Raw genomic sequence first — 21,654 nt, 5'->3', positions numbered from 1 at the left:
GTGGTAGGTATAACGAGGCGGGAGATTTATTTCCGGCGTTTGACCTGTAAACTCGCGAGCTTTGGCTCTGTGCTGTTGCGGCGCGGAGTATCGCACAAGTAGGCGCATTGTTCGCCTGCTGTTTATCGACAGGCACGAACTCTTTTAATGAATCTGCTCAAATCGTTGGCCGCCGTCAGCTCTATCACGATGATTTCCCGGGTTCTGGGGTTCATTCGTGACACCCTCATCGCGCGCACGTTTGGCGCGGGCATGGCGACGGACGCCTTCTTCATTGCCTTCAAGCTGCCCAATCTGCTGCGCCGGATCTTCGCCGAAGGTGCGTTTTCCCAGGCGTTCGTGCCGATCCTGGCCGAATACAAGAACCAGAAGGGCGAGGAGGCGACACGGACCTTTGTTGCCTACGTGTCCGGCCTGCTGACTCTGGTGCTGGCGCTGGTGACCGCGCTGGGCATGCTCGCCGCGCCCTGGGTGATCTGGGTGACCGCCCCCGGCTTTACCGACACGCCGGAAAAATTCCAGCTGACCGCCGATCTGTTGCGCGTGACCTTTCCTTATATATTGCTGATCTCCCTGTCTTCCCTGGCAGGCGCGATCCTCAATACCTACAACCGCTTCTCGGTGCCGGCGTTCGTGCCGACCCTGCTCAACGTCAGCATGATTATTTTCGCGGTGTTCCTGACGCCGTATTTCGATCCGCCGGTCATGGCCCTGGGCTGGGCGGTGCTGGCTGGTGGCCTGGCGCAGCTGTTGTATCAACTGCCGGCCCTGAAAAAGATCGGCATGCTGGTGCTGCCGCGCCTGAATCTGCGTGACAGCGGCGTCTGGCGGGTCATGAAACAGATGCTGCCGGCCATTCTTGGAGTCTCGGTCAGCCAGATTTCGCTTATCATCAACACCATCTTCGCTTCATTTCTGGTCGCAGGCTCGGTGTCGTGGATGTATTACGCCGATCGCCTGATGGAGTTGCCGTCCGGTGTGCTGGGCGTGGCGCTGGGGACGATCCTGTTGCCTACCCTGGCCAAGACCTATGCGAATCAGGACCGGACCGAATATTCACGGATTCTCGATTGGGGCCTGCGCCTGTGCTTCGTGCTGGTGTTGCCCTGCGCGCTGGCATTGGGGATTCTGGCGGAGCCGCTGACGGTCTCGCTGTTCCAGTACGGTCAGTTCAACGCGTTCGATGCGGCGATGACCCAGTGTGCCTTGATTGCCTATTCAGTCGGGCTGCTCGGTATTATTGTGATCAAAGTGCTGGCGCCGGGCTTTTATGCGCAACAAAACATCCGTACGCCGGTAAAAATCGCGATTTTCACTCTGGTCGTCACGCAGTTGTTCAACCTGCTGTTGATCGGCCCGCTGGCCCATGCCGGCCTGGCCCTGGCCATCAGCGCCGGTGCCTGCCTGAATGCCGGGTTGCTGTTCTATCAATTGCGCAAGCAGCAGATGTATCAGCCGCAACCGGGCTGGGCGAAATTCGCCGCCAAGCTGGTGATTGCCGTGCTGGTGATGTCGGCGGTGCTGCTGGTGGGCATGCATTTCATGCCGGCGTGGGACGAGGGGCACATGCTCGAACGGTTCCTGCGCCTGGGTGTGTTGGTGGTCGCGGGTGTGGTTTCGTATTTCGGCATGTTGCTGTTGCTGGGCTTCCGTTTGCGCGACTTCAATCGCAAGGCGTTGAGCTGAAGTCTTCGCCTTGAAAATCACGGGCGGGCCGGCGGTTTTGTCGGTTCGATTACTTTGGGTTACGGTGCTGCCTGTCGTCGGCCGCCGGGTGTGGTTATAATCGACCACTTTATGAGCAAGAAGCGCGTTATGCAGCTGGTTCGAGGCCTTCACAACCTGCGCCCCCAGCATCGGGGCTGTGTCGCCACTATTGGCAACTTTGACGGTGTTCACCGTGGTCACCAGGCTATCCTGGCGAGGCTGCGTGAGCGTGCGCGCGAGTTGGGCGTACCCAGCTGCGTGGTGATTTTCGAGCCGCAGCCGCGGGAGTTCTTCGCGCCTGATACGGCGCCAGCACGCCTGGCCCGCCTGCGGGACAAGCTGCAGCTGCTGGCCGGCGAAGGCGTTGATCGCGTCCTGTGCCTGGCCTTCAACCAGCGCCTGAGCAAGCTCAGTGCCAGCGAATTCGTCGATACCATCCTGGTCGACGGCCTCGGCGTAAAGCATCTGGAGGTCGGCGACGACTTCCGTTTCGGCTGTGACCGGGTAGGGGACTTCGAGTTCCTGCAACAGGCCGGGGTCATGCAGGGCTTCACGGTGGAAGCGGCGCAAACCGTCGAGCTCGATGGCATCCGTGTCAGCAGCACCCAGGTGCGAAATGCCCTGGCTGCCGCCGATTTTGCCCTGGCCGAGCGTCTGCTCGGGCGACCGTTCCAGATCACCGGGCGGGTGCTGCATGGCCAGAAACTGGCGCGTCAACTGGGTACGCCCACCGCCAACATTCAACTCAAGCGTCGTCGCGTGCCGCTGACCGGGGTGTTCCTGGTCAACGTCGACATCGACGGCAAGGCCTGGCCCGGCGTCGCCAACATCGGTGTACGACCAACGGTCCAGGGAGATGGCAAAGCCCATCTCGAAGTACATCTTCTGGATTTTGCCGGCGATCTGTACGACCGGCGTCTGACGGTGGTTTTCCACCACAAGCTGCGTGAAGAGCAGCGTTTTGCCTCCCTGGAGGCCTTGAAAACGGCGATCAACGCGGATGTCGCCGCCGCCCGTGCACTAGCCGCACCTAGCGCCCATCGCTAATGAAGAGCCTTAAATGACCGACTATAAAGCCACGCTAAACCTTCCGGACACCGCCTTCCCAATGAAGGCCGGCCTGCCTCAGCGCGAACCGCAGATTCTGCAGCGCTGGGACAGCATTGGCCTGTACGGAAAGTTGCGCGAGATTGGCAAGGATCGTCCGAAGTTCGTACTTCACGACGGTCCTCCGTACGCCAACGGCACGATTCACATCGGTCATGCGCTGAACAAGATTCTCAAGGACATGATCATCCGCTCGAAAACCCTGTCGGGCTTCGACGCGCCTTACATTCCGGGCTGGGACTGCCACGGCCTGCCGATCGAGCACAAGGTCGAAGTGACCCACGGCAAGAACCTGGGCGCAGACAAGACCCGCGAACTGTGCCGTGCCTACGCCACCGAGCAGATCGAAGGGCAGAAATCCGAATTCATCCGTCTGGGCGTGTTGGGCGACTTCGCCAACCCGTACAAGACCATGGACTTCAAGAACGAGGCCGGTGAAATCCGCGCCCTGGCCGAAATCGTCAAGGGCGGTTTCGTGTTCAAGGGCTTGAAGCCGGTGAACTGGTGCTTCGACTGCGGTTCGGCCCTGGCTGAAGCGGAAGTCGAGTACGAGAACAAGAAGTCCTCGACCATCGACGTAGCGTTCCCGATTGCCGACGAAGCCAAGCTGGCTGCCGCATTCGGCCTGCCGTCGCTGGTCAAGCCGGCCTCGATCGTGATCTGGACCACCACCCCGTGGACCATCCCGGCCAACCAGGCACTCAACGTTCACCCGGAATTCACCTACGCCCTGGTCGATATCGGCGACAAGCTGCTGGTACTGGCTGAAGAACTGGTCGAGTCCTGCCTGTCGCGCTACGGCGTCGAAGGCTCGGTGCTGGCTACTGCGCCAGGCTCGGCGCTGGAACTGATCAACTTCCGTCACCCGTTCTACGACCGCCTGTCGCCGGTTTACCTGGCTGACTACGTCGAACTGGGCGCCGGTACCGGCGTGGTTCACTCCGCCCCGGCCTACGGCGTGGACGACTTCGTGACCTGCAAGAAGTACGGCATGGTCAACGATGACATCCTCAACCCGGTGCAGAGCAACGGCGTGTACGTGCCGTCCCTGGAGTTCTTCGGCGGCCAGTTCATCTGGAAGGCCAACCCGGCCATCGTCGAGAAACTGACCGAATTCGGTGCGCTGATGCACACCACCGTCATCGAACACAGCTACATGCACTGCTGGCGTCACAAGACCCCGCTGATCTACCGCGCCACCGCGCAGTGGTTCATCGGCATGGACAAGCAGCCAGCCACCGGCGAGACCCTGCGCCAGCGTTCGCTCAAAGCCATCGAAGACACCAAGTTCGTCCCGGCCTGGGGCCAGGCGCGCCTGCATTCGATGATCGCCAACCGTCCGGACTGGTGCATTTCCCGTCAGCGCAACTGGGGCGTGCCGATCCCGTTCTTCCTCAACAAGGAAAGCGGCGAGCTGCACCCACGCACGGTCGAACTGATGGAAGAGGTCGCCAAGCGCGTCGAAGTCGAAGGCATCGAGGCCTGGTTCAAGCTGGACGCCGCCGAGCTGCTGGGCGATGAAGCACCGCAGTACGACAAGATCAGCGACACCCTGGACGTCTGGTTCGATTCGGGCACCACGCACTGGCACGTCCTGCGTGGTTCGCACCCGATGGGCCACGAGTCCGGCCCGCGTGCCGACCTGTACCTGGAAGGTTCGGACCAGCACCGCGGCTGGTTCCACTCGTCGCTGCTGACCGGTTGCGCCATCGACAACCACGCGCCGTACCGCGAACTGCTGACCCACGGCTTCACCGTGGATGAAGCCGGTCGCAAGATGTCCAAGTCCCTGGGCAACGTGATCGCGCCGCAAAAGGTCAACGACACCTTGGGCGCCGACATCATGCGCCTGTGGGTGGCATCGACCGACTACTCCGGCGAAATGGCGGTGTCCGAGCAGATCCTGCAGCGCAGCGCGGACGCCTACCGGCGTATCCGTAACACCGCACGCTTCCTGCTGTCGAACCTGACCGGCTTCAACCCGGCCACCGACCTGCTGCCGGCCGAAGAAATGCTGGCCCTGGACCGCTGGGCCGTGGACCGCACCCTGCTGCTGCAACGCGAGCTGCAAGAGCACTACGGTGAGTACCGGTTCTGGAACGTCTATTCCAAGATCCACAACTTCTGCGTGCAGGAGCTGGGCGGCTTCTACCTCGACATCATCAAGGACCGCCAGTACACCACCGGCGCCGACAGCAAGGCCCGTCGCTCCTGCCAGACCGCGCTGTTCCACATCAGCGAAGCGCTGGTGCGCTGGATCGCGCCGATCCTGGCGTTCACCGCCGACGAGCTGTGGCAGTACCTGCCGGGCGAGCGCAACGAATCGGTGATGCTCAACACCTGGTACGAAGGCCTGACCGAACTGCCGGAAGGCTTCGAGCTGGATCGTGCGTACTGGGACCGGGTCATGGCGGTCAAGGTCGCGGTCAACAAGGAAATGGAAATCCAGCGTGCGGCCAAGGCCGTCGGTGGCAACCTGCAAGCCGAAGTGACGCTGTTCGCCGAAGACGCCCTGAGCGCCGACCTGGCCAAGCTGAGCAACGAACTGCGCTTCGTGCTGATCACCTCCACCGCCAGCGTTGCACCGTTGGTGCAGGCGCCGGCCGATGCCGTGGTCACCGAAGTCAGCGGCCTGAAACTGAAAATCGTCAAATCGGCCCACGCCAAGTGCGCCCGTTGCTGGCACTGCCGTGAAGACGTCGGCGTGAATCCGGAGCATCCGGAAATCTGCGGGCGTTGCGTCGACAACATCAGCGGTACTGGCGAGGTTCGTCACTATGCCTAATGGCGTTGGTCGTTTCGGACGGCTGAGCTGGCTCTGGCTGAGTTTGCTGGTCCTGGTCATCGACCAGGCCAGCAAGTTCTACTTCGAGGGCTCGCTGAAGATGTACCAGCAAATCGTGGTGATCCCCGATTACTTCAGCTGGACCCTGGCCTACAACACCGGTGCGGCATTCAGCTTCCTGGCTGACAGTTCCGGCTGGCAGCGCTGGTTGTTCGCGCTGATCGCCATCGCGGTCAGTGCGGTGCTGGTGGTATGGCTCAAGCGCCTGGGGCGCAACGAAACCTGGCTGGCCGTCGCCCTGGCGCTGGTGCTGGGTGGCGCGCTGGGCAACCTGTATGACCGCATTGCCCTGGGCCATGTGATCGACTTCATCCTGGTGCATTGGCAGAACCGCTGGTACTTCCCGGCGTTCAACTTCGCCGACAGTGCAATCACTGTGGGTGCCGTGATGCTGGCGCTGGACATGTTCAAATCCAAAAAGACTGGAGAAGCCGTTCATGACTGAACAGGTAGTGGCTGAACAACGCATCCGCGAGCACACGGAAGTGACTCTGCACTTCGCATTGCGCCTGGAGAACGGCGACACGGTCGACAGCACTTTCGACAAGGCCCCGGCGACCTTCAAGGTCGGCGACGGCAACCTGCTGCCAGGTTTCGAGGCTGCACTGTTCGGCTTCAAGGCCGGCGACAAGCGCACGCTGACCATCCAGCCGGAAAACGCCTTTGGCCAGCCCAACCCGCAAAACGTGCAGGTCATCCCGCGCTCGCAGTTCAAGGACATGGAACTGTCGCCAGGCTTGCTGGTGATCTTCAACGATGCGGCCAATACTGAACTGCCAGGCGTGGTGAAAGTGTTCGATGACGAGCAAGTGACCATCGACTTCAACCACCCGCTGGCCGGCAAGACCCTGACCTTCGACGTGGAAATCATTTCCGTTACGGCGCTCTAACAGGCCTGACGCGGTCGAAATAAGGTGGGAGCGGGCTTGCTCGCGAAAGCGGTCTTACAGTCGACAATGATGTTGAATGTCAAACCGCTTTCGCGAGCAAGCCCGCTCCCACAGGGTGTTTTCAGCGCTTTTGCAACACACGAGGCACACCATGCAAATCAAACTCGCCAACCCCCGTGGCTTCTGTGCCGGTGTGGATCGGGCGATCGAAATCGTCAACCGCGCCCTGGAAGTCTTCGGGCCGCCGATCTATGTGCGCCACGAAGTGGTCCACAACAAGTTCGTCGTCGAAGACCTGCGCGCGCGCGGTGCGATCTTTGTCGAAGAACTGGATCAGGTGCCGGACGACGTCATCGTGATCTTCAGTGCCCACGGCGTATCCCAGGCCGTGCGCACCGAGGCGGCCGGTCGAGGCCTCAAGGTCTTCGACGCAACCTGCCCGCTGGTGACCAAGGTGCACATCGAAGTGGCGCGCTACAGCCGCGACGGCCGTGAATGCATCCTCATCGGCCATGCCGGCCACCCGGAAGTCGAAGGCACCATGGGCCAGTACGATGGCAGCAATGGCGGTGCGATTTACCTGGTGGAAGACGAGAAAGACGTCGCTGAGTTGCAGGTGAACAACCCGGAAAAACTCGCGTTCGTCACCCAGACCACCCTGTCCATGGATGACACCAGCCGCGTCATCGACGCCCTGCGTACGCGCTTCCCGGCCATTGGTGGCCCGCGCAAGGACGACATCTGCTACGCCACGCAAAACCGTCAGGACGCGGTCAAGACCCTGGCTGACGAGTGCGACGTGGTCCTGGTGGTCGGCAGCCCGAACAGTTCCAACTCCAACCGTCTGCGTGAACTGGCCGAACGCATGTCCACCCCGGCCTATCTGATCGACGGTGCCGAAGACCTGCAAAAAAGCTGGTTCGATGGCGTCGAGCGTATCGGCATCACCGCCGGTGCTTCCGCTCCGGAAGTTCTGGTGCGTGGCGTGATCCAGCAACTGCAGGCCTGGGGTGCCACCGGTGCCGATGAGCTGGCAGGGCGCGAGGAAAACATCACGTTCTCCATGCCCAAAGAGCTGCGGGTCCGCTCACTGACCTGATTCACTGCTCGCATAACGCCTGCTCGGCCCTTTCGTCGAGCAGGCTGACGCGACCGGACGGGGCCAGTACGATCTGTCGCCGGCTCACCGGTTCGCGCGTATCACACAGATGCAGCGTCCCTGCCTGAAAGGCCCGCTCGGGCATCAGCGGCATTCCCAGGCTGCTGAAACGTATATAACGCCTCACCCACCAGTTTCCCGCAATCGGCACCCCGGTATTGCTCGCGTGCTCGGCGATCAACGGATTGTCGCGGTCATCGGCGCCTTTGCCGCTCAGGTCGAGAATGATGCGCCAACCCCGGCCCCAGTCCCCGTCAATGCCATGGATCACCACGGCCTGATTTCGTGTCATCGCCAGGGTACGCGCGTTGCGAATGCCGGCGATCAGTGACCGGGAGGCCTCGTCCCGACGGCTCGATTCCGTGAACGCCGCCAGCGCCGGACTGATCAGATACAGAACAATCCCGACAATCGTCAGTCCCATAAGCAGTTCGATCAGACTGAACCCGTGCTGATGCATGGCATCTCCCTCCATGGAGTGGGGTGGCTCGCGCAATCCTTGCGTGAGTAATGGCAAAACAACCGTACATCTGTCGGTCGAATGTTCTAGCGTGTAACAGCAGGTATAGCCGACGGCAACGGAGGGCATCGAATGGATCATCGTACAAAAGGTTTCACGCTGATCGAGTTGCTGGTCGCGCTCGCGATCTTCCTGATTCTGATTACCCTGGCAGTGCCGATGTTCACCCAGTCCGTACAAGGCTCCCGGGCCGATACCGAGGTCGGTGATCTGCAGCGTGCGTTGAATTTCGCCCGGCTGGAAGCCATCGACCGAGGCGTCACTACCCGTTTGCGGCCGAAGGAACCAGGTACTCCCTGGACCGCAGACCTGGCGGTACTCGACGGTACCAGCAACGCGGCCAATGTATTGCGGATTGTGCCCGCGATGAGCAGTGGCGCCACTCTGACGCTAACCTCAGGAGTGACCACCATCGACTTCAACAATCTGGGCGGTCTCTCGGCACCTTCCACGGCGGTGGTGATCAACTATGTACTGGGGACGCAAAGCAGGACGCTGAACGTGTGTTTGAACGGACGAATTCTATTGGGTGGAAGTTGCGGATGAGGCAATGGAGCACGCGTGCACAGGAAGGCACCACACTGATCGAGGTTCTGGTGGCGTTGTTGATTCTGACGGTCGGCCTGCTCGGTGCCGCGGCGTTTCAGCTCAACGCGCTGAAATACACCGACAGTTCGCGGATGACCAGCCAGGCCAGTTTCATCGCCTACGACATGCTGGACCGGATCCGCGCCAATTCCGGTGCCGATTACACCGTTACGCCACCGACTTCCGGCAACCTGAGCGTCGCGCGGGACCAGGACCTCTACGATTTCACCTCCAACATCACCACGTTTCTCGGCAACACCGCCACCGGCACCGTCACCCTGAACCAGCGGGTGTACACCATTACCATCACCTGGGACGATTCCCGGGCTGCCAATGCCGCCAACTCCCGGCGCAGCCTGGTGGTGACCAGTCGCGCCGCCGTCGACCCGGTGGTGACACCATGAAGCAACCTAATCGTGGCTTCAGCCTGATCGAACTGCTGGTGGCCCTGGTGTTGGGGCTGATCGTGGTGCTCGGTGTGGCGCAGGTTTTCATTGCGGCGAAGAACACCTACGTCAGCCAGAATGCCGCGGCCAACATGCAGGAAGATGCGCGCTTCGTGCTGAGCAAGATGATCCAGGAAATCCGCATGGTGGGGATGTTCGGCTGCCTGGCCACGGTGACCGACTCCAGCAGCGGGTCGAGCTTCGGCACCAGCCAGCTCACGCCGATCAGTTGGGACAACACCAATCTGCGGCTGACCCTGGTCACTGCCGATGTGGGCACCTATGGCGGTACGCCAACATGGACGGTGGTGTCCGATTGCCGCAACACGGCCACGGCGTATTCCGGTGCGCAGGCCGCCACCGGACAGCTGCAGCAGTTTCCGATCCGGCGGCTGATTTACAGCCTCAGGAACAACCAGCTGACCATGGGCGTCGGAGTCGGTACGCCGACCCAGGCGGTGCTGGTCGACAACGTCAGCGCCTTCAACGTCAGCTTCGGCCTCGCCAGCTCGGCCACCGATGGCGCTGCGTCCAGCTACAGCAGCAACCCTTCGGACCCGGCACGAATCCGCAGTGTGCGCCTGTCGCTGACCCTGAGAGATCCGAACCAGCAGGTGCGCGATCAGACGTTCAGCGTGGTTGCCGCCTTGCGCAACCGACTGCCATGAGGGGAGGGCCGATGTATTCGCATAACCAGCGCGGCATGGCGCTGTTGGTCAGCCTGGTGTTCCTGTTGCTGCTGACGCTGATCGGTATTTCGTCGATGCAGAACGCCAACCTGCAGGAGAAAATGGCCAGCAGCGTGACCCAGCGCAATCAGTCGTTCCAGGCCGCCGAAGCCGCGCTGCGTGTCGGTGAAAGCGCTGTGCAAGTCAGTACTTACAGCTTGCCGGTCTGTACCGGCTCGTGTGGACCACCCAGCGAGGCACTGACATTGACCGGTGCCGGGCTCAACTCCAACTCAGGGGTAACCTGGGTCGCGGCCGCCAACGGGTTCTACGGGGTGCAGAACATCGGCACCACGCTGAACGCGGTCAATGTGCCGAGCAACACCTCTGCGACGCTCTATCGGGTCACGGCCGTGGCCATCGTCGGCAATAACGTGCGCAGTGTGGTGGAGAGCATCTATGCCAAGTACTGACAGGCTCTCGCGGATGTGGCAGTGGCTGGGGGGCATGGCGGTGGGCCTGTATCTGTCGGCCCCGGTGTACGCCTTCACGCCTTCGGAGTCGCCCTTGCTCAGCGCTGCGGCGGTGCCGCCCAACGTGATGCTGCTGATCGACGATTCCGGCAGCATGAACAACATCATCTGGGCGGCGGGGTTCGACCCGACCGTCAGTCGGCCGCAAATTGCCACCTGCAACTCCGCGTTTTCATGTTTTGGTGGCCAGAACCTGGACATGACCGACACCAACGTCTTTTTGTCGAGCCTCAACCGTGGCGGTTGCTCGACCGGCTGGTACGGTTTCAACCGCGGGCTGTTGGGGTTGGGTTCTATCTGCCTGAAACTGCCTGACCCTGTGGGTAACCAGAACACGCGGTACACGGCGAACTACCTGTCCTATCTGGTCACGCTGGCCAACGGGGTCAGCCGGGACTTCACCACGGGCAGCGGGGCAATCCCCAACGATTACCGGATCAGCGTCGCGCAGGATGTGTCCACCAGCCTGGTCAGCAACAACCGCTCGCTGCGCATCGGCCTGTCGACCTTCAACCCACCTGTCAGCGGCAACCCTGGCCCCGGTGGTTTCATCGCCCGAGGTATCAGCGACCTGTCTCCCGTCAGCGGCAGCGTCACCCAGGCGCAGGCGGATGCCAACTACAACGCACTGATCAACTCGATCAATGGCTTGAGCGCGATCGCCAATACCCCGCTGGCGGAAACCTACTACGAAATCACCCGCTACATGCGCGGCATGGCGCCGTATTACAACTCGACGCCCTCGACCTACACCAGTCCGATCCAGTACCGATGCCAGAAAAACTACGGCGTGGTGATCACCGATGGTTTGCCGACGTACGACCGGACCTTCCCCACCAACGATCCACTGGGGGGCACACGCCTGCCGAACTGGGACGGCAACAGTGCCAACGATGGCGACAACCTGAACGGGGACGGCGAAGGCGATACGCTTTACCTGGATGACATCGCCAAGTTCGCCTTCGACATCGACATGCGCAGCACCGGTACCGACGCAGCGGGCAAAAGCTGGAATGCCGTGGACTTCCCCAAACAGAACATGAACACCTACACGGTGGGCTTCACCGCCGCCAATCAGATGCTGTCGGATGCGGCGAGCTACGGCCAGGGCAAGTATTACCAGGCAACGGACAGTGCCGGCCTCAGCACGGCCCTGGCCTCGGCGTTGAGCGACATCACCTCGAAGGCGGGCTCGGGGGGCAGCGGCACCACCAGCAGCGCCATCGTCGGTACCGGCTCTGCGTACTACCAGACCAGCTACGACCCCAAGGACTGGCGCGGCACGATCAGGTCCTATGGCTTCACCTCCACCGGTACGGTCAACACCGCCTCGGTGCTCTGGACCACCGACACCGCCATCGTCCCCAGTGCCACCGCGCCGACCTACCAGTCGTGGAACACCGCGAGCACTCCCCCGGCGGCTATCACCCTGACCTACGGGAATTTCTCCGCCGCACAGAAAGCAGTGCTGGATCAGGGGCTGCCCACCGGGATCACCGGCACCGACCTGGTGGAGTGGAGCAAGGGCACCAACAAAACCGGCTTGAAAGTGCGCAGCGTATTGCTTGGCGACATCATCAACTCACCGCTGGTGCTGGCCTCGCCGACGGAACAGACCGCGTCCGATCTGGTGAACGACACCAGCTATAGCACCTATCTGGCCACCAAGGCCCGCAACATGAACAGCAGCCTGGTGGTCAACGCCAACGACGGTTTTGTCAGTGTCATCAACTCGGGCAACGGCGCCAGGCGTTATGCCTACATGCCTTCCAGCGTGCTGCCGTCGCTGCGCCTGATCGCTGACCCTGCCTACATCAATGGGGTCAGCCACAAGTTTCTGGTCGACGGCCAGGTCGGTGTGTTCGATGCGCAAGTCGAGGGTGCCTGGAAAACCCTGGCGCTGGGCGGCACCGGTGCGGGCGGCAAGACCTACTACGGGTTGCAGTTGTTCGACGCGTCGGCCGGTAACGTGACCAGGGCGCTGTGGGAAATCAGTGCGCCCGCTACGGCAAATGCCGCGAACGCTTTCAATGATTTGGGTTATGCCTACGCGCGCCCGGAAGTGGCACGCTTGCCCAATGGCAAATGGGCGGCGTTCATCTCCAACGGATACGGCAGTAACTCGGGAGTGGCGGCGTTGTATGTGGTGGATATCGCCACCGGGGCGCTGATCAAGAAAATTGTGGTCGACAGCAGCGACACCAACAATGGCCTGTCTTCGGTGGAACTCAGGGTCAATGCCCAGAACGTGGTGCAGGCCGCCTATGGCGGTGACTTGAAAGGGCAAATGTGGAAATTCGATTTGAGCAGCACCTCTACCGACAGTTGGGGAGTGGCCTTCTCCGGCAGGCCGCTGTTCACCACCGCCGGTGGTACGACTCAGCCGATCACGGCGCAGCCATTGCTGGCGGACAATACCCTGGGCGGCAAAGTGGTGTTTTTCGGTACCGGCAAATTCAACGAGTCCGTCGACAAGACCAACAAGGATCTTCAGGCGTTTTATGCCGTCTGGGATGCTGAGGGGGGCTCCGGCCAGATCACCACGTCCAGTTTGCAGGCGCAGTCGATCACGGGCGTGTTCTCGGGAAGCTCGGGGCAATTCATCACCACCAGCCAGAACGAAGTGATCTATCCGGGCAAGAAGGGCTGGTACCTGCCGCTGGTCTACAACAACCTGCTGACCGGTGAGCGGGTGATCAACCAGGCGTCGCTGGTGCTGGGGAGGATCGTCTTTACCACGGCCGCCGTCGATACCACAGACCCCTGTGCCAGTTTCGGCACCGGCAAGCTGATCGAACTGGATGCGTTCAGCGGTAAGATGCTCAACTATGCGGTGCTCGACACCAACGGCGACGGAGTTGTCGACAGCGCGGACACGATTTCCAGCGGGGTGATCTTCTCCGGCGGGATGCCCACGTTGAACGCCATCGTCAACGGCGGCGCCCGCAAAGTCGTCAACGACTCCAGCGGAACGCCCACCACGCTGGTGGAAAAAGCCGGCGGCGGCAGTCGTCGCATCATGTGGCGGCAAATTCAGTGAGTGAGAGTTCAGGCATGCGCACATCCAACCGAGGTTTTACCCTGATCGAAATCATGATCGTGATTGCGATCATCGGTATCTTGATCACCATTGGCTACCCGAGCCTCACCGAATACGTGAAGAAGGGACGTCGGGCGGAAGTGACCGGGCTGCTTTCCGAACAGGCGCAGATTCTCGAGCGGTATTACTCGAGGAATAACCTCTACACCAATGCCACCGGTCTGAGCGCCGGTAACGACTACTACACCATTACCCCGACCCTGGCGGATCAGACATTCCTGCTGACTGCTACGCGCAAGACCGGCAGCAGCATGGCCACGGACAAGTGCGGCGATTTCACCATCACCAACACCGGTGTCAGGAGCATGGTCAATGCGGCGTCCGGGGTGGGCACCAAGGATTGCTGGGGTCGTTGAGTTTCTTTTGTCGGGCGCCTTTTGTGCCCCCTGTCTATCTAACGGTTGGATTCAAGCATGACCATGCAACAGCAAGTAGTGATTGTCGGCGGGGGCGTGATTGGCCTGCTGACGGCGTTCAATCTCGCCTCCGAAGTGCAGAGCGTTGTGCTGCTGGATCGGGCGGGTGTCGGGCAGGAGTCGTCCTGGGCCGGCGGCGGCATCGTTTCGCCGCTGTACCCTTGGCGCTACAGCCCGGCGGTCACGGCGCTGGCGCATTGGTCGCAGGACTTTTATCCACAGCTCGGTGAGCGGCTGTTCGCCAGTACCGGTGTCGATCCCGAAGTGCATGTCACCGGCCTTTACTGGCTGGACCTGGAGGATGAAGCCGAGGCCCTGGCCTGGGCCAAACGGGAAAACCGTCCGTTGCGGGCTGTGGATATCTCGGCCGCCCGTGATGCGGTGCCGGTATTGGGCGATGGTTTTTCCCGGGCGATTTACATGGAAGGTGTCGCCAATGTGCGGAATCCACGCCTGGTCAAATCGCTCAAGGCCGCGTTGCAGGCACTGCCGAACGTGACGATCCATGAGCAGTGCGAAGTCAGCGGATTTGTGCGTGAGGGCGACAAGGTCGTCGGCGTACAGACCGCGACGGGCGACATTCGCGGCGATCAGGTCGTCCTGACCGCGGGCGCCTGGAGTGGTGATCTGCTTAAAAGCCTGGGACTGGAACTGCCGGTCGAGCCTGTCAAAGGGCAGATGATCCTGTACAAATGTGCCGCGGATTTCCTGCCGAGCATGGTGCTGGCCAAGCGTCGCTATGCCATCCCGCGCCGCGACGGGCACATCCTGATTGGCAGTACGCTGGAGCATGAAGGCTACGACAAGACACCGACCGACTCCGCGTTACAGAGCCTGAAAGCAACAGCCGTGGAGCTGATCCCGGCACTGGCGGATGCCGAAGTGGTCGGGCACTGGGCCGGACTGCGACCGGGCTCGCCAGAAGGCATCCCCTACATCGGCCGGGTACCGGGCTTCGACGGCCTCTGGCTCAACTGCGGGCACTACCGCAACGGCCTGGTACTGGCACCCGCCTCCTGCCAGCTGTTCGCCGATGTGATGCTGGGCCGCACCCCCATCATCGACCCAACCCCCTACGCCCCAGCCGGACGCCTGCATCTGTAGGCGCGAGCTTGCTCGCGATAATCGTCAACGATAACGCTCGGCATCTGAATGCCCGCGTCATCGTTAACGCCCATCGCGAGCAGGCTCGCTCCCACAGAAACAGAAACCGAGCCACGATTTCACAGGCGACGCAGATTGCCCCGTCGGAAGGCCGAGTGGAGGTTCTGCGCAGTGGGCAACCCGGCATGGATGCCGGGTTAGCCGCCCTCGGCCAAGGATGGCCGATGGCGGCGGGCCCACGGAGCAGGACCGGAGCGAGGGAACCCGGAGCGTCAGCGAAGGGCCGTACGTCAGGGGCCAAGCGTTTTGGTTACTTTGGCGCGACAAAGTAACCCGCCGTAAGGGCGGAACCAAAAGCGGCCGTTACCGCAGAAACGGATATGTACACCTGTCAGGCCGCCATCGCGAGCAAGCCCGCTCCCACAAAAAAATCAATCCAGCCCGAATTTCTTCAACCGATACCGCATCGACCGAAACGACAAATTCAACCGCTGCGCCGCCGCCGTCCGGTTCCAGCGGGTTTCCTCCAGCGCCTGGAGAATGAGCTTGCGCTCGACGTTATCCAGATAATCTTCCAGATTGTCGATCTGCGTCAGATCCGGCACGCCACTGTCAGCACTGCTGTTACCCTCGACCAGGCGCAGGTCTCCCGCTTCGATCTGCTTGTTCTCGCACAAGGTGTGCGCCCGCTCGAGCATATTCTCCAGCTCCCGCACGTTGCCCGGGAAGCGATAGCGCTTGAGCGCGTCGAGAGCCTGGGGGTGGAGTTTGGTGGCAGGTTGACCACTGCCGGCGGCGAGACGCTTGAGCATATGCCCCGCCAGGGATTCGATGTCGTCGCGGCGCTCGCGCAAGGGCGGCACCCTCAATTCAATGACATTGAGCCGGTAATACAGATCCTGCCGAAAGCGCTCGGCAGCGACTTCGGCATCAAGGTCCCTGTGGGTGGCGCAGAGAATGCGCACATCGACCACGGTCTCCTGCTGCCCACCGACGCTGCGCACGGCCTTTTCCTGGATCGCCCGCAACAGTTTGACCTGCATCGCCAGCGGCAGGTCCGCCACTTCATCGAGAAACAGCGTGCCGCCATGGGCCGCCTGAAACAGGCCGGGCTTGTCCTCGATGGCGCCGCTGAAACTGCCTTTGCGATGGCCGAAAAACTCGCTTTCCATCAGATCCGAGGGGATCGCCCCGCAGTTCACCGGGATGAACGGCTGGTTGGCCCGCGCACCTTGTTCGTGGATCAGCCGTGCCACCAGTTCCTTGCCGCTGCCCGATTCACCGCTGATGTACACCGGGGCCTGGCTGCGGGCCAGCTTGTCGATCTGTTTGCGCAAGCTGCGCATGGGCAGTGAGTCGCCCAGCAGGCGGCGATCGACGCTGCCGCCCGGCGCGGGCATGCGCAGGGCGCTGCTGACCAGTTCACGCAAGCGCGAGAGATCCACCGGTTTGGTCAGGAAGTCGAACGCCCCGGCCTTGAGCGCATTGATCGCGGTTTCCAGGCTGCCATAGGCCGTGATCATGGCGACCGGCAATTGTGGGTAGCGTTGCTGGATGTGTTGCACCAGATCGAGACCGTTGCCGTCCGGCAGGCGCATATCGGTCAGGCACAGGTCGAAGGTCTCGCGCTTGAGCAAGAGCTGTGCTTCCCCCAGGTTGCGAGCACTGAAGGTGTCGAGTTTCATGCGTCCCAGGGTGATTTCCAGCAGTTCGCGGATATCCGGTTCATCGTCGACGATCAGGATTTTTTGCCGTTGGCTCATGTTCAACTTTGTTTCCGTCCGTGAGCAAAGGTGATGCGAAAGCAGCCGCCGCCTTGGCGTGCCTTGAAGTCTAGGCGGGCTTGATTGCTTTCGCACAACTCACGGGACAGATAAAGACCCAGGCCGGTGCCTTGAGCGCTGGTGGTGAAGAACGGCTCGAACAGGTGCGCCTGTTGTTCCGCGGGCACGCCGGCGCCATCGTCCACCACCTCGATGATCGGCAATTGCGTGTCGACATCAATAAACAGGTCCAGCCAGACCTGCGCCTGTTCATGCAACTGGCCACTGTGGCGCCAGGCATTGCGTAACAGGTTGTCGAGGATCTGGGTGAGCTGGTTGGGGTCCATCAGGGTGTTGAAGTCCCCTTCGCCGATGCGCAGGTGGATCTGCTGGCGGTCGAGCGCGCCTTCGCGGCTTTCGGCGACGAACCGTTCCAGCCACGGCTTCAGATCGAGCCGTTGCGGCACTGTCTGTTGGCGGCGAGACAATTGCAGGACGTTTTCGATGATCCGGTTCATGCGCTGGGAATGATCTTGAATGATCTGCGTCAGACGCCGGTCCGCCGCGTTCAGTTCCTCTGATTCCTGCAATAGCTGGGCGGCGTGACTGATAGCGCCCAGCGGGTTGCGTATTTCGTGGGCGATCCCGGCGGTGAGGCGGCCCAGGGCTAGCAGCTTGAGTTGTTGCGCATGCTGGGTGATTTGCGCGAGGTCTTCGAGAAACACCAGGGTCTGGCGTTGCGCGCTCTGGTCCAGGGCAATGAAGCTCGGTTGCAGCTCCAGGCCGCTGTCGGCGACTTTCAGGCTCTGGGGCCGCAACGTCGGATTGTTCTGCCACAGTTGCAGGCGTTCTATCAGGGCGGGCGAGCAGTCGGCGATGGATTGGCCTTCCAGCGTGTCGCGACCCAGCAGTAACAGGGCGCTGTGGTTGGCCAACTGCACCCGCTGCTGGTCGTCGAGGACCAGGATGCCGGTGCGCATGCGTTGCAGGATCAGCGCATTGAGGGCTTCGAGCTCCACCACTTCACTGGCCCGTTGTTCGGCCAGTGTTTCGCTGACCTCCACGCGTTGCATCAGCCCCTGCACCAGTAACGCGGCGGCAAAGCACAGCGCCCCCAGCGTGGCCGCTTGCAGGTAGTCGTTGGGGCTGGCGGGATGATTGAGGCTCAGGAGAAACGTCTGCCCGACGATGCCCAGCGCGCCGACGGCGGCAATCAGCAGGCCGACGCGTCCTCGCAGCAGAGCATTGCTGATCGCCACCGAAACCACCAGCAAGTTGCCAAAGGCGCTGGCGACACCGCCGGCGGCATAGAACAGGCCGCACAGCAGCAGGACGTCGATCAGTGCCAGGCTGAACAATTGCGCCGGGCGGCGGATGTTCTCGAGGAACACCACCAGCAGGATGTTGAGCACCAGATACACCCAACTGCCGTTGCGCAGCAGGCTGTCATCGGTGGAGGTCAGCAACTGGTTGTCCAGGTTGCTGGAAATCAGCAGCACCAGCGTGATGCCGATGCTTAAACGATAGAGATGGTAGAGGCGCAGCAGTCGCTGGGCTTGTTTGCTGTCGGGGCTGGAGGCCTCAGCGATCACTGGAGCCCGGGCCTTGCTCAAGGTGAGCCTGGCTGCAATACCACTGTTGTTGGAGGTTCAGCGCGCGGTCACGGGGCAGGTGCACGCCACAGTGGGCGCAGCGGACCATGGGGGCTGCATCCGGTTCGGCGGAGGACTTTGGCGCGTTGGTCGGTGCCTTGAACTTGCGCCAGAACCATACGGCTGCGGCAATCAGGGCAATCCAGAACAATAAACGAAGCATGATGGGCTGCTTTATGACGAGAGATTCAGCAGTTTAGCCAAGGACATCGGCAGCGCACAGTCCATTAGCCTTCAACAGGCAACAAAAAAGGAGCCTCGGGAGGCTCCTTTTTCGTCACATCCGGCGGTGTCAGTCGAACACGCCGAAGGTCATGTAGCTGAACCACGAACGGTCTTCGTTGTTGCCTGCCGCTTCGTGCTCTTCTTCTTCGATCACGTCGCCATTTTCGTCTTTAGGCTTGAGTTCGTTCGGAATCGCGTCCTTGGCGTCCTGGAATTGCTTCTGCACGTCCTGGTTGGCGCGGGTCTCTCCCGGCGGCAGCGGCGGACGGGATTCGATCAGGCCGAGGGTGGCCTTGCTCAGCCACGAACGGTTGTCAGCTTCGTCCACCGAAGGCACGAACTGACCGTCCACCAGGCTTGGGTGGTTCGGGTAGTTGAGCTTCAGGGTTTCCAGGCTGGTGGCAGCCAGGTCGTCCAGGTGCAAGCGCTGGTAGGCTTCGGTCATCACCGCCAGGCCGTCAGCGACCGAAGGGGTTTCCTGGAAGTTTTCCACCACGTAGCGGCCACGGTTGGCGGCGGCGACATAGGCCTGACGGGTCAGGTAGTAGTCGGCCACGTGAATTTCGTAGGCCGCCAGCAGGTTGCGCAGGTAAATCATGCGCTGCTTGGCGTCCGGCGAGTAACGGCTGTTCGGGAAACGGCTGGTCAGTTGGGCGAACTCGTTGTAGGAGTCGCGGGCCGCACCCGGGTCACGCTTGGTCATGTCCAGCGGCAGGAAACGCGACAGCAGGCCGACGTCCTGGTCGAACGAGGTCAGGCCCTTGAGGTAGTAGGCGTAATCCACGTTCGGGTGCTGCGGGTGCAGGCGAATGAAGCGCTCGGCGGCAGATTTTGCAGCCTCAGGCTCGGTGTTCTTGTAGTTGGCGTAGATGAGCTCGAGTTGAGCCTGGTCAGCATAGCGACCGAACGGATAACGCGACTCCAGCGCCTTCAGCTTGGCTGTGGCGGCGGTGTAGCTATTGTTATCCAGGTCGTGTTGAGCCTGTTGGTACAGCTCCACTTCACTGAGGTTTTCGTCTACGACTTCCTTCGATGAGCAAGCGGCGGTCAATGCGAGGATGGCGATCAGCAGCAGGTGTTTCACTTGCATGGCGGCTTGCGTCCCTATGACGGCCGCTGTCTTGGGCGTGGCCGTCCTGTTATGATGAGCGCCCCGTTGAATAGCCTCGGGGCAAAAGACGCCGTATTTAACCACAAGCGCGCAGCCGAAACCAAAGGCTGTGCCGACGCCCAGTCCGAGCATGTCCGATAAAATTGAACTTCGCGCAGAGGTGCCGTCCGAATTGGGCGGCCAACGCCTCGATCAAGTCGCCGCCCAACTCTTCGCCGAGCACTCGCGCTCGCGCCTTTCCGCCTGGATCAAAGAGGGCCGCCTGACGGTGGACGGCGCGGTCATCCGCCCGCGCGACATCGTCCATGGTGGGGCCATCCTCGAGCTGACTGCCGAGCAGGAAGCCCAGGGCGAATGGGTTGCCCAGGACATCGAGCTGGACATCGTCTATGAAGACGACGACATCCTGGTCATCAACAAACCGGCGGGCCTGGTGGTCCACCCGGCTGCTGGCCATGCTGATGGCACCTTGCTCAACGCCTTGCTGCACCACGTGCCGGACATCGTCAATGTGCCCCGTGCCGGTATCGTGCACCGCCTGGACAAGGACACCACCGGCCTGATGGTGGTGGCCAAGACCATCCAGGCGCAGACAAAACTCGTCGCACAATTGCAGAGCCGCAGCGTCAGCCGTATCTACGAGTGCATCGTGATCGGCGTGGTGACCGCCGGCGGCAAGATCAATGCGCCGATCGGGCGTCACGGCCAGCAGCGCCAGCGCATGGCCGTGATGGAAGGCGGCAAGCAGGCCGTCAGCCATTACCGCGTGCTCGAGCGTTTCCGTTCCCACACCCACGTGCGGGTCAAACTGGAAACCGGTCGTACCCACCAGATTCGCGTGCACATGGCGCACATCAACTTCCCGCTGGTGGGCGATCCGGCCTACGGCGGTCGTTTCCGGATTCCGCCGGCCGCGAACCCGACCATGGTCGAGTCGCTGAAGAACTTCCCGCGTCAGGCCCTGCATGCACGGTTCCTGGAGCTTGAGCACCCGACCACCGGTCAGCGCATGAGCTGGGAGTCGCCATTGCCGGAAGATTTCGTCTGGTTGCTGACCCTGCTCAAGCAGGATCGCGAGGCCTTCGTCGGATGAGTGACTGGCTGATTCCCGACTGGCCCGCGCCTGCCGGGGTCAAAGCCTGTGTGACCACCCGCGCCGGCGGCGTCAGCCTGGCGCCGTTCGACAGCCTCAACCTTGGCGATCATGTCGAGGACAGTCCCGAAGCGGTCGCCGAGAACCGGCGGCGCCTCACCGAGCATTTTTCCATCCAGCCGGCCTGGTTGAAGCAGGTGCATGGCATTGCCGTTGCGCACGCCGACCCCACCCAAGTGGCCACCGCCGACGCGAGCTGGACCTCCACGCCCGGTATTGCCTGCGCAGCCATGACCGCCGACTGCCTGCCGGCACTGTTCTGTGACCGCGCCGGCACCCGTGTTGCCGCCGCCCACGCCGGCTGGCGCGGCCTGGCGGCGGGCGTGCTGGAAGCGACACTCGACGCTTTAGCCGTCGCCCCCGAGGACGTGCTGGTGTGGCTTGGCCCGGCCATCGGCCCGCAAGCCTTCGAAGTCGGCCCGGAAGTGCGGCAAACCTTTGTCGAACAATTGCCCGACGCCGCCCACGCGTTCGTCCCCAGCCACAACGCCGGCAAGTTCATGGCCGACATCTACCAACTGGCCCGCCTGCGCCTGGCGGCCCGTGGTGTCACCGCCGTGTACGGTGGTGGTTGGTGCACCGTGACCGATCCGCGCTTCTTTTCCTACCGCCGCAGCCCGCGCACCGGTCGGTTTGCCTCCCTGGTCTGGCTCGAACGCTAGACTAG

At 61.9% G+C, this 21,654-nt stretch carries 20 protein-coding genes; 15 read left to right on the top strand and 5 right to left on the bottom strand.

Annotated features, from left to right (window positions below):
- Positions 1-147: 147 nt before the first annotated feature.
- The 6 genes from murJ (at position 148) to ispH (ending at position 7,648) form a co-directional block, all read left to right on the top strand.
- Positions 148-1,686, top strand: a complete 1,539-nt coding sequence (gene murJ / locus ABVN20_RS09770; RefSeq protein ID WP_368555430.1) for a murein biosynthesis integral membrane protein MurJ — start codon at positions 148-150, stop codon at positions 1,684-1,686.
- Between the two features lie 129 nt (positions 1,687-1,815).
- On the top strand, positions 1,816-2,754 hold the full coding sequence (gene ribF, locus ABVN20_RS09765) for a bifunctional riboflavin kinase/FAD synthetase (protein WP_368555429.1): 939 nt from the start codon (positions 1,816-1,818) through the stop codon (positions 2,752-2,754).
- Positions 2,755-2,767: 13 nt separating this feature from the next.
- Complete coding sequence (gene ileS / locus ABVN20_RS09760) at positions 2,768-5,599, top strand: isoleucine--tRNA ligase (protein ID WP_368555428.1); 2,832 nt, start codon at positions 2,768-2,770, stop codon at positions 5,597-5,599.
- Positions 5,592-6,104, top strand: coding sequence for a signal peptidase II (gene lspA, locus ABVN20_RS09755; protein ID WP_368555427.1), 513 nt, complete (start codon positions 5,592-5,594; stop codon positions 6,102-6,104). The genes ileS and lspA overlap by 8 nt, the downstream gene beginning before the upstream one ends.
- The gene (gene fkpB, locus ABVN20_RS09750; protein ID WP_368555426.1) at positions 6,097-6,549 is read left to right on the top strand and encodes an FKBP-type peptidyl-prolyl cis-trans isomerase; all 453 of its coding nucleotides are present in this window, start codon (positions 6,097-6,099) and stop codon (positions 6,547-6,549) included. Before lspA ends, fkpB begins: the two co-directional genes overlap by 8 nt.
- A 151-nt stretch (positions 6,550-6,700) precedes the next feature.
- Complete coding sequence (ispH, locus tag ABVN20_RS09745; RefSeq protein WP_368555425.1) at positions 6,701-7,648, top strand: 4-hydroxy-3-methylbut-2-enyl diphosphate reductase; 948 nt, start codon at positions 6,701-6,703, stop codon at positions 7,646-7,648.
- A gap of 1 nt (position 7,649) precedes the next feature.
- Here ispH and ABVN20_RS09740 read toward each other — a convergent pair whose 3' ends face one another.
- Positions 7,650-8,168 (bottom strand): GspH/FimT family pseudopilin, encoded by a 519-nt coding sequence (locus ABVN20_RS09740; protein ID WP_368555424.1) that lies wholly within the window; start codon positions 8,166-8,168, stop codon positions 7,650-7,652.
- A gap of 132 nt (positions 8,169-8,300) precedes the next feature.
- Here ABVN20_RS09740 and ABVN20_RS09735 point away from each other — a divergent pair, with 132 nt between their 5' ends.
- The 7 genes from ABVN20_RS09735 to thiO are packed head-to-tail and all read left to right on the top strand — an operon-like array spanning position 8,301 to position 15,083.
- Complete coding sequence (locus ABVN20_RS09735) at positions 8,301-8,774, top strand: GspH/FimT family pseudopilin (RefSeq protein ID WP_368555423.1); 474 nt, start codon at positions 8,301-8,303, stop codon at positions 8,772-8,774.
- Positions 8,771-9,220 (top strand): type IV pilus modification protein PilV, encoded by a 450-nt coding sequence (gene pilV, locus ABVN20_RS09730; protein WP_368555422.1) that lies wholly within the window; start codon positions 8,771-8,773, stop codon positions 9,218-9,220. The genes ABVN20_RS09735 and pilV overlap by 4 nt, the downstream gene beginning before the upstream one ends.
- A complete protein-coding gene (locus tag ABVN20_RS09725) occupies positions 9,217-9,930 on the top strand; it encodes a PilW family protein (RefSeq protein WP_368555421.1) in 714 nt (237 codons plus the stop codon). Before pilV ends, ABVN20_RS09725 begins: the two co-directional genes overlap by 4 nt.
- Before the next feature lie 11 nt (positions 9,931-9,941).
- Positions 9,942-10,403: a PilX N-terminal domain-containing pilus assembly protein gene (locus ABVN20_RS09720; protein ID WP_368555420.1), complete on the top strand. Its 462-nt coding sequence runs from the start codon at positions 9,942-9,944 to the stop codon at positions 10,401-10,403.
- Positions 10,390-13,503 (top strand): pilus assembly protein, encoded by a 3,114-nt coding sequence (locus ABVN20_RS09715; protein WP_368555419.1) that lies wholly within the window; start codon positions 10,390-10,392, stop codon positions 13,501-13,503. The genes ABVN20_RS09720 and ABVN20_RS09715 overlap by 14 nt, the downstream gene beginning before the upstream one ends.
- Before the next feature lie 14 nt (positions 13,504-13,517).
- On the top strand, positions 13,518-13,919 hold the full coding sequence (locus tag ABVN20_RS09710; RefSeq protein ID WP_368555418.1) for a type IV pilin protein: 402 nt from the start codon (positions 13,518-13,520) through the stop codon (positions 13,917-13,919).
- A gap of 57 nt (positions 13,920-13,976) precedes the next feature.
- A complete protein-coding gene (gene thiO / locus ABVN20_RS09705; RefSeq protein ID WP_368555417.1) occupies positions 13,977-15,083 on the top strand; it encodes a glycine oxidase ThiO in 1,107 nt (368 codons plus the stop codon).
- Positions 15,084-15,514: 431 nt separating this feature from the next.
- On the opposite strand, the gene ABVN20_RS09700 is transcribed toward thiO, so the two are convergent.
- The 4 genes from ABVN20_RS09700 to ABVN20_RS09685 all read right to left on the bottom strand — a co-directional run bounded on the left by ABVN20_RS09700 (position 15,515) and on the right by ABVN20_RS09685 (position 19,813).
- Positions 15,515-16,846 (bottom strand): sigma-54-dependent transcriptional regulator, encoded by a 1,332-nt coding sequence (locus ABVN20_RS09700; protein WP_368555416.1) that lies wholly within the window; start codon positions 16,844-16,846, stop codon positions 15,515-15,517.
- A 2-nt stretch (positions 16,847-16,848) separates the two neighbouring features.
- Positions 16,849-18,438: an ATP-binding protein gene (locus ABVN20_RS09695; RefSeq protein ID WP_368555415.1), complete on the bottom strand. Its 1,590-nt coding sequence runs from the start codon at positions 18,436-18,438 to the stop codon at positions 16,849-16,851.
- Positions 18,428-18,661 (bottom strand): PP0621 family protein, encoded by a 234-nt coding sequence (locus tag ABVN20_RS09690; protein WP_368555414.1) that lies wholly within the window; start codon positions 18,659-18,661, stop codon positions 18,428-18,430. Before ABVN20_RS09690 ends, ABVN20_RS09695 begins: the two co-directional genes overlap by 11 nt.
- 129 nt (positions 18,662-18,790) lie before the next feature.
- Positions 18,791-19,813 carry an outer membrane protein assembly factor BamD gene (locus ABVN20_RS09685; RefSeq protein WP_368555413.1) on the bottom strand — a complete coding sequence of 341 codons (1,023 nt, stop codon included), beginning with the start codon at positions 19,811-19,813 and terminating at the stop codon, positions 18,791-18,793.
- A 151-nt stretch (positions 19,814-19,964) separates the two neighbouring features.
- On the opposite strand from ABVN20_RS09685, the gene rluD reads away from it, so the two are divergent.
- Together rluD and pgeF are read left to right on the top strand one after the other, a co-directional pair.
- The gene (gene rluD, locus ABVN20_RS09680) at positions 19,965-20,927 is read left to right on the top strand and encodes a 23S rRNA pseudouridine(1911/1915/1917) synthase RluD (protein ID WP_368555412.1); all 963 of its coding nucleotides are present in this window, start codon (positions 19,965-19,967) and stop codon (positions 20,925-20,927) included.
- The gene (gene pgeF, locus ABVN20_RS09675) at positions 20,924-21,649 is read left to right on the top strand and encodes a peptidoglycan editing factor PgeF (RefSeq protein ID WP_368555411.1); all 726 of its coding nucleotides are present in this window, start codon (positions 20,924-20,926) and stop codon (positions 21,647-21,649) included. Before rluD ends, pgeF begins: the two co-directional genes overlap by 4 nt.
- The last annotated feature ends 5 nt before the right edge of the window (positions 21,650-21,654 follow it).

It is taken from the genome of Pseudomonas sp. MYb118 (genome assembly GCF_040947875.1).
Lineage (GTDB): Bacteria > Pseudomonadota > Gammaproteobacteria > Pseudomonadales > Pseudomonadaceae > Aquipseudomonas.
Note: the sequence above shows the minus strand (reverse complement) of the source record. Positions and strands in the feature narration are given on the sequence as shown.

Excerpts from the sequence above, each read along its gene's own strand:
- murJ (WP_368555430.1), top strand. The coding sequence starts at position 148 with ATGAATCTGCTCAAATCGTTGGCCGCCGTCAGCTCTATCACGATGATT.
- ribF (WP_368555429.1), top strand. The coding sequence starts at position 1,816 with ATGCAGCTGGTTCGAGGCCTTCACAACCTGCGCCCCCAGCATCGGGGC.
- ileS (WP_368555428.1), top strand. The coding sequence starts at position 2,768 with ATGACCGACTATAAAGCCACGCTAAACCTTCCGGACACCGCCTTCCCA.
- lspA (WP_368555427.1), top strand. The coding sequence starts at position 5,592 with ATGCCTAATGGCGTTGGTCGTTTCGGACGGCTGAGCTGGCTCTGGCTG.
- fkpB (WP_368555426.1), top strand. The coding sequence starts at position 6,097 with ATGACTGAACAGGTAGTGGCTGAACAACGCATCCGCGAGCACACGGAA.
- ispH (WP_368555425.1), top strand. The coding sequence starts at position 6,701 with ATGCAAATCAAACTCGCCAACCCCCGTGGCTTCTGTGCCGGTGTGGAT.
- ABVN20_RS09740 (WP_368555424.1), bottom strand. The coding sequence starts at position 8,168 with ATGCATCAGCACGGGTTCAGTCTGATCGAACTGCTTATGGGACTGACG.
- ABVN20_RS09735 (WP_368555423.1), top strand. The coding sequence starts at position 8,301 with ATGGATCATCGTACAAAAGGTTTCACGCTGATCGAGTTGCTGGTCGCG.
- pilV (WP_368555422.1), top strand. The coding sequence starts at position 8,771 with ATGAGGCAATGGAGCACGCGTGCACAGGAAGGCACCACACTGATCGAG.
- ABVN20_RS09725 (WP_368555421.1), top strand. The coding sequence starts at position 9,217 with ATGAAGCAACCTAATCGTGGCTTCAGCCTGATCGAACTGCTGGTGGCC.
- ABVN20_RS09720 (WP_368555420.1), top strand. The coding sequence starts at position 9,942 with ATGTATTCGCATAACCAGCGCGGCATGGCGCTGTTGGTCAGCCTGGTG.
- ABVN20_RS09715 (WP_368555419.1), top strand. The coding sequence starts at position 10,390 with ATGCCAAGTACTGACAGGCTCTCGCGGATGTGGCAGTGGCTGGGGGGC.
- ABVN20_RS09710 (WP_368555418.1), top strand. The coding sequence starts at position 13,518 with ATGCGCACATCCAACCGAGGTTTTACCCTGATCGAAATCATGATCGTG.
- thiO (WP_368555417.1), top strand. The coding sequence starts at position 13,977 with ATGACCATGCAACAGCAAGTAGTGATTGTCGGCGGGGGCGTGATTGGC.
- ABVN20_RS09700 (WP_368555416.1), bottom strand. The coding sequence starts at position 16,846 with ATGAGCCAACGGCAAAAAATCCTGATCGTCGACGATGAACCGGATATC.
- ABVN20_RS09690 (WP_368555414.1), bottom strand. The coding sequence starts at position 18,661 with ATGCTTCGTTTATTGTTCTGGATTGCCCTGATTGCCGCAGCCGTATGG.
- ABVN20_RS09685 (WP_368555413.1), bottom strand. The coding sequence starts at position 19,813 with ATGCAAGTGAAACACCTGCTGCTGATCGCCATCCTCGCATTGACCGCC.
- rluD (WP_368555412.1), top strand. The coding sequence starts at position 19,965 with ATGTCCGATAAAATTGAACTTCGCGCAGAGGTGCCGTCCGAATTGGGC.
- pgeF (WP_368555411.1), top strand. The coding sequence starts at position 20,924 with ATGAGTGACTGGCTGATTCCCGACTGGCCCGCGCCTGCCGGGGTCAAA.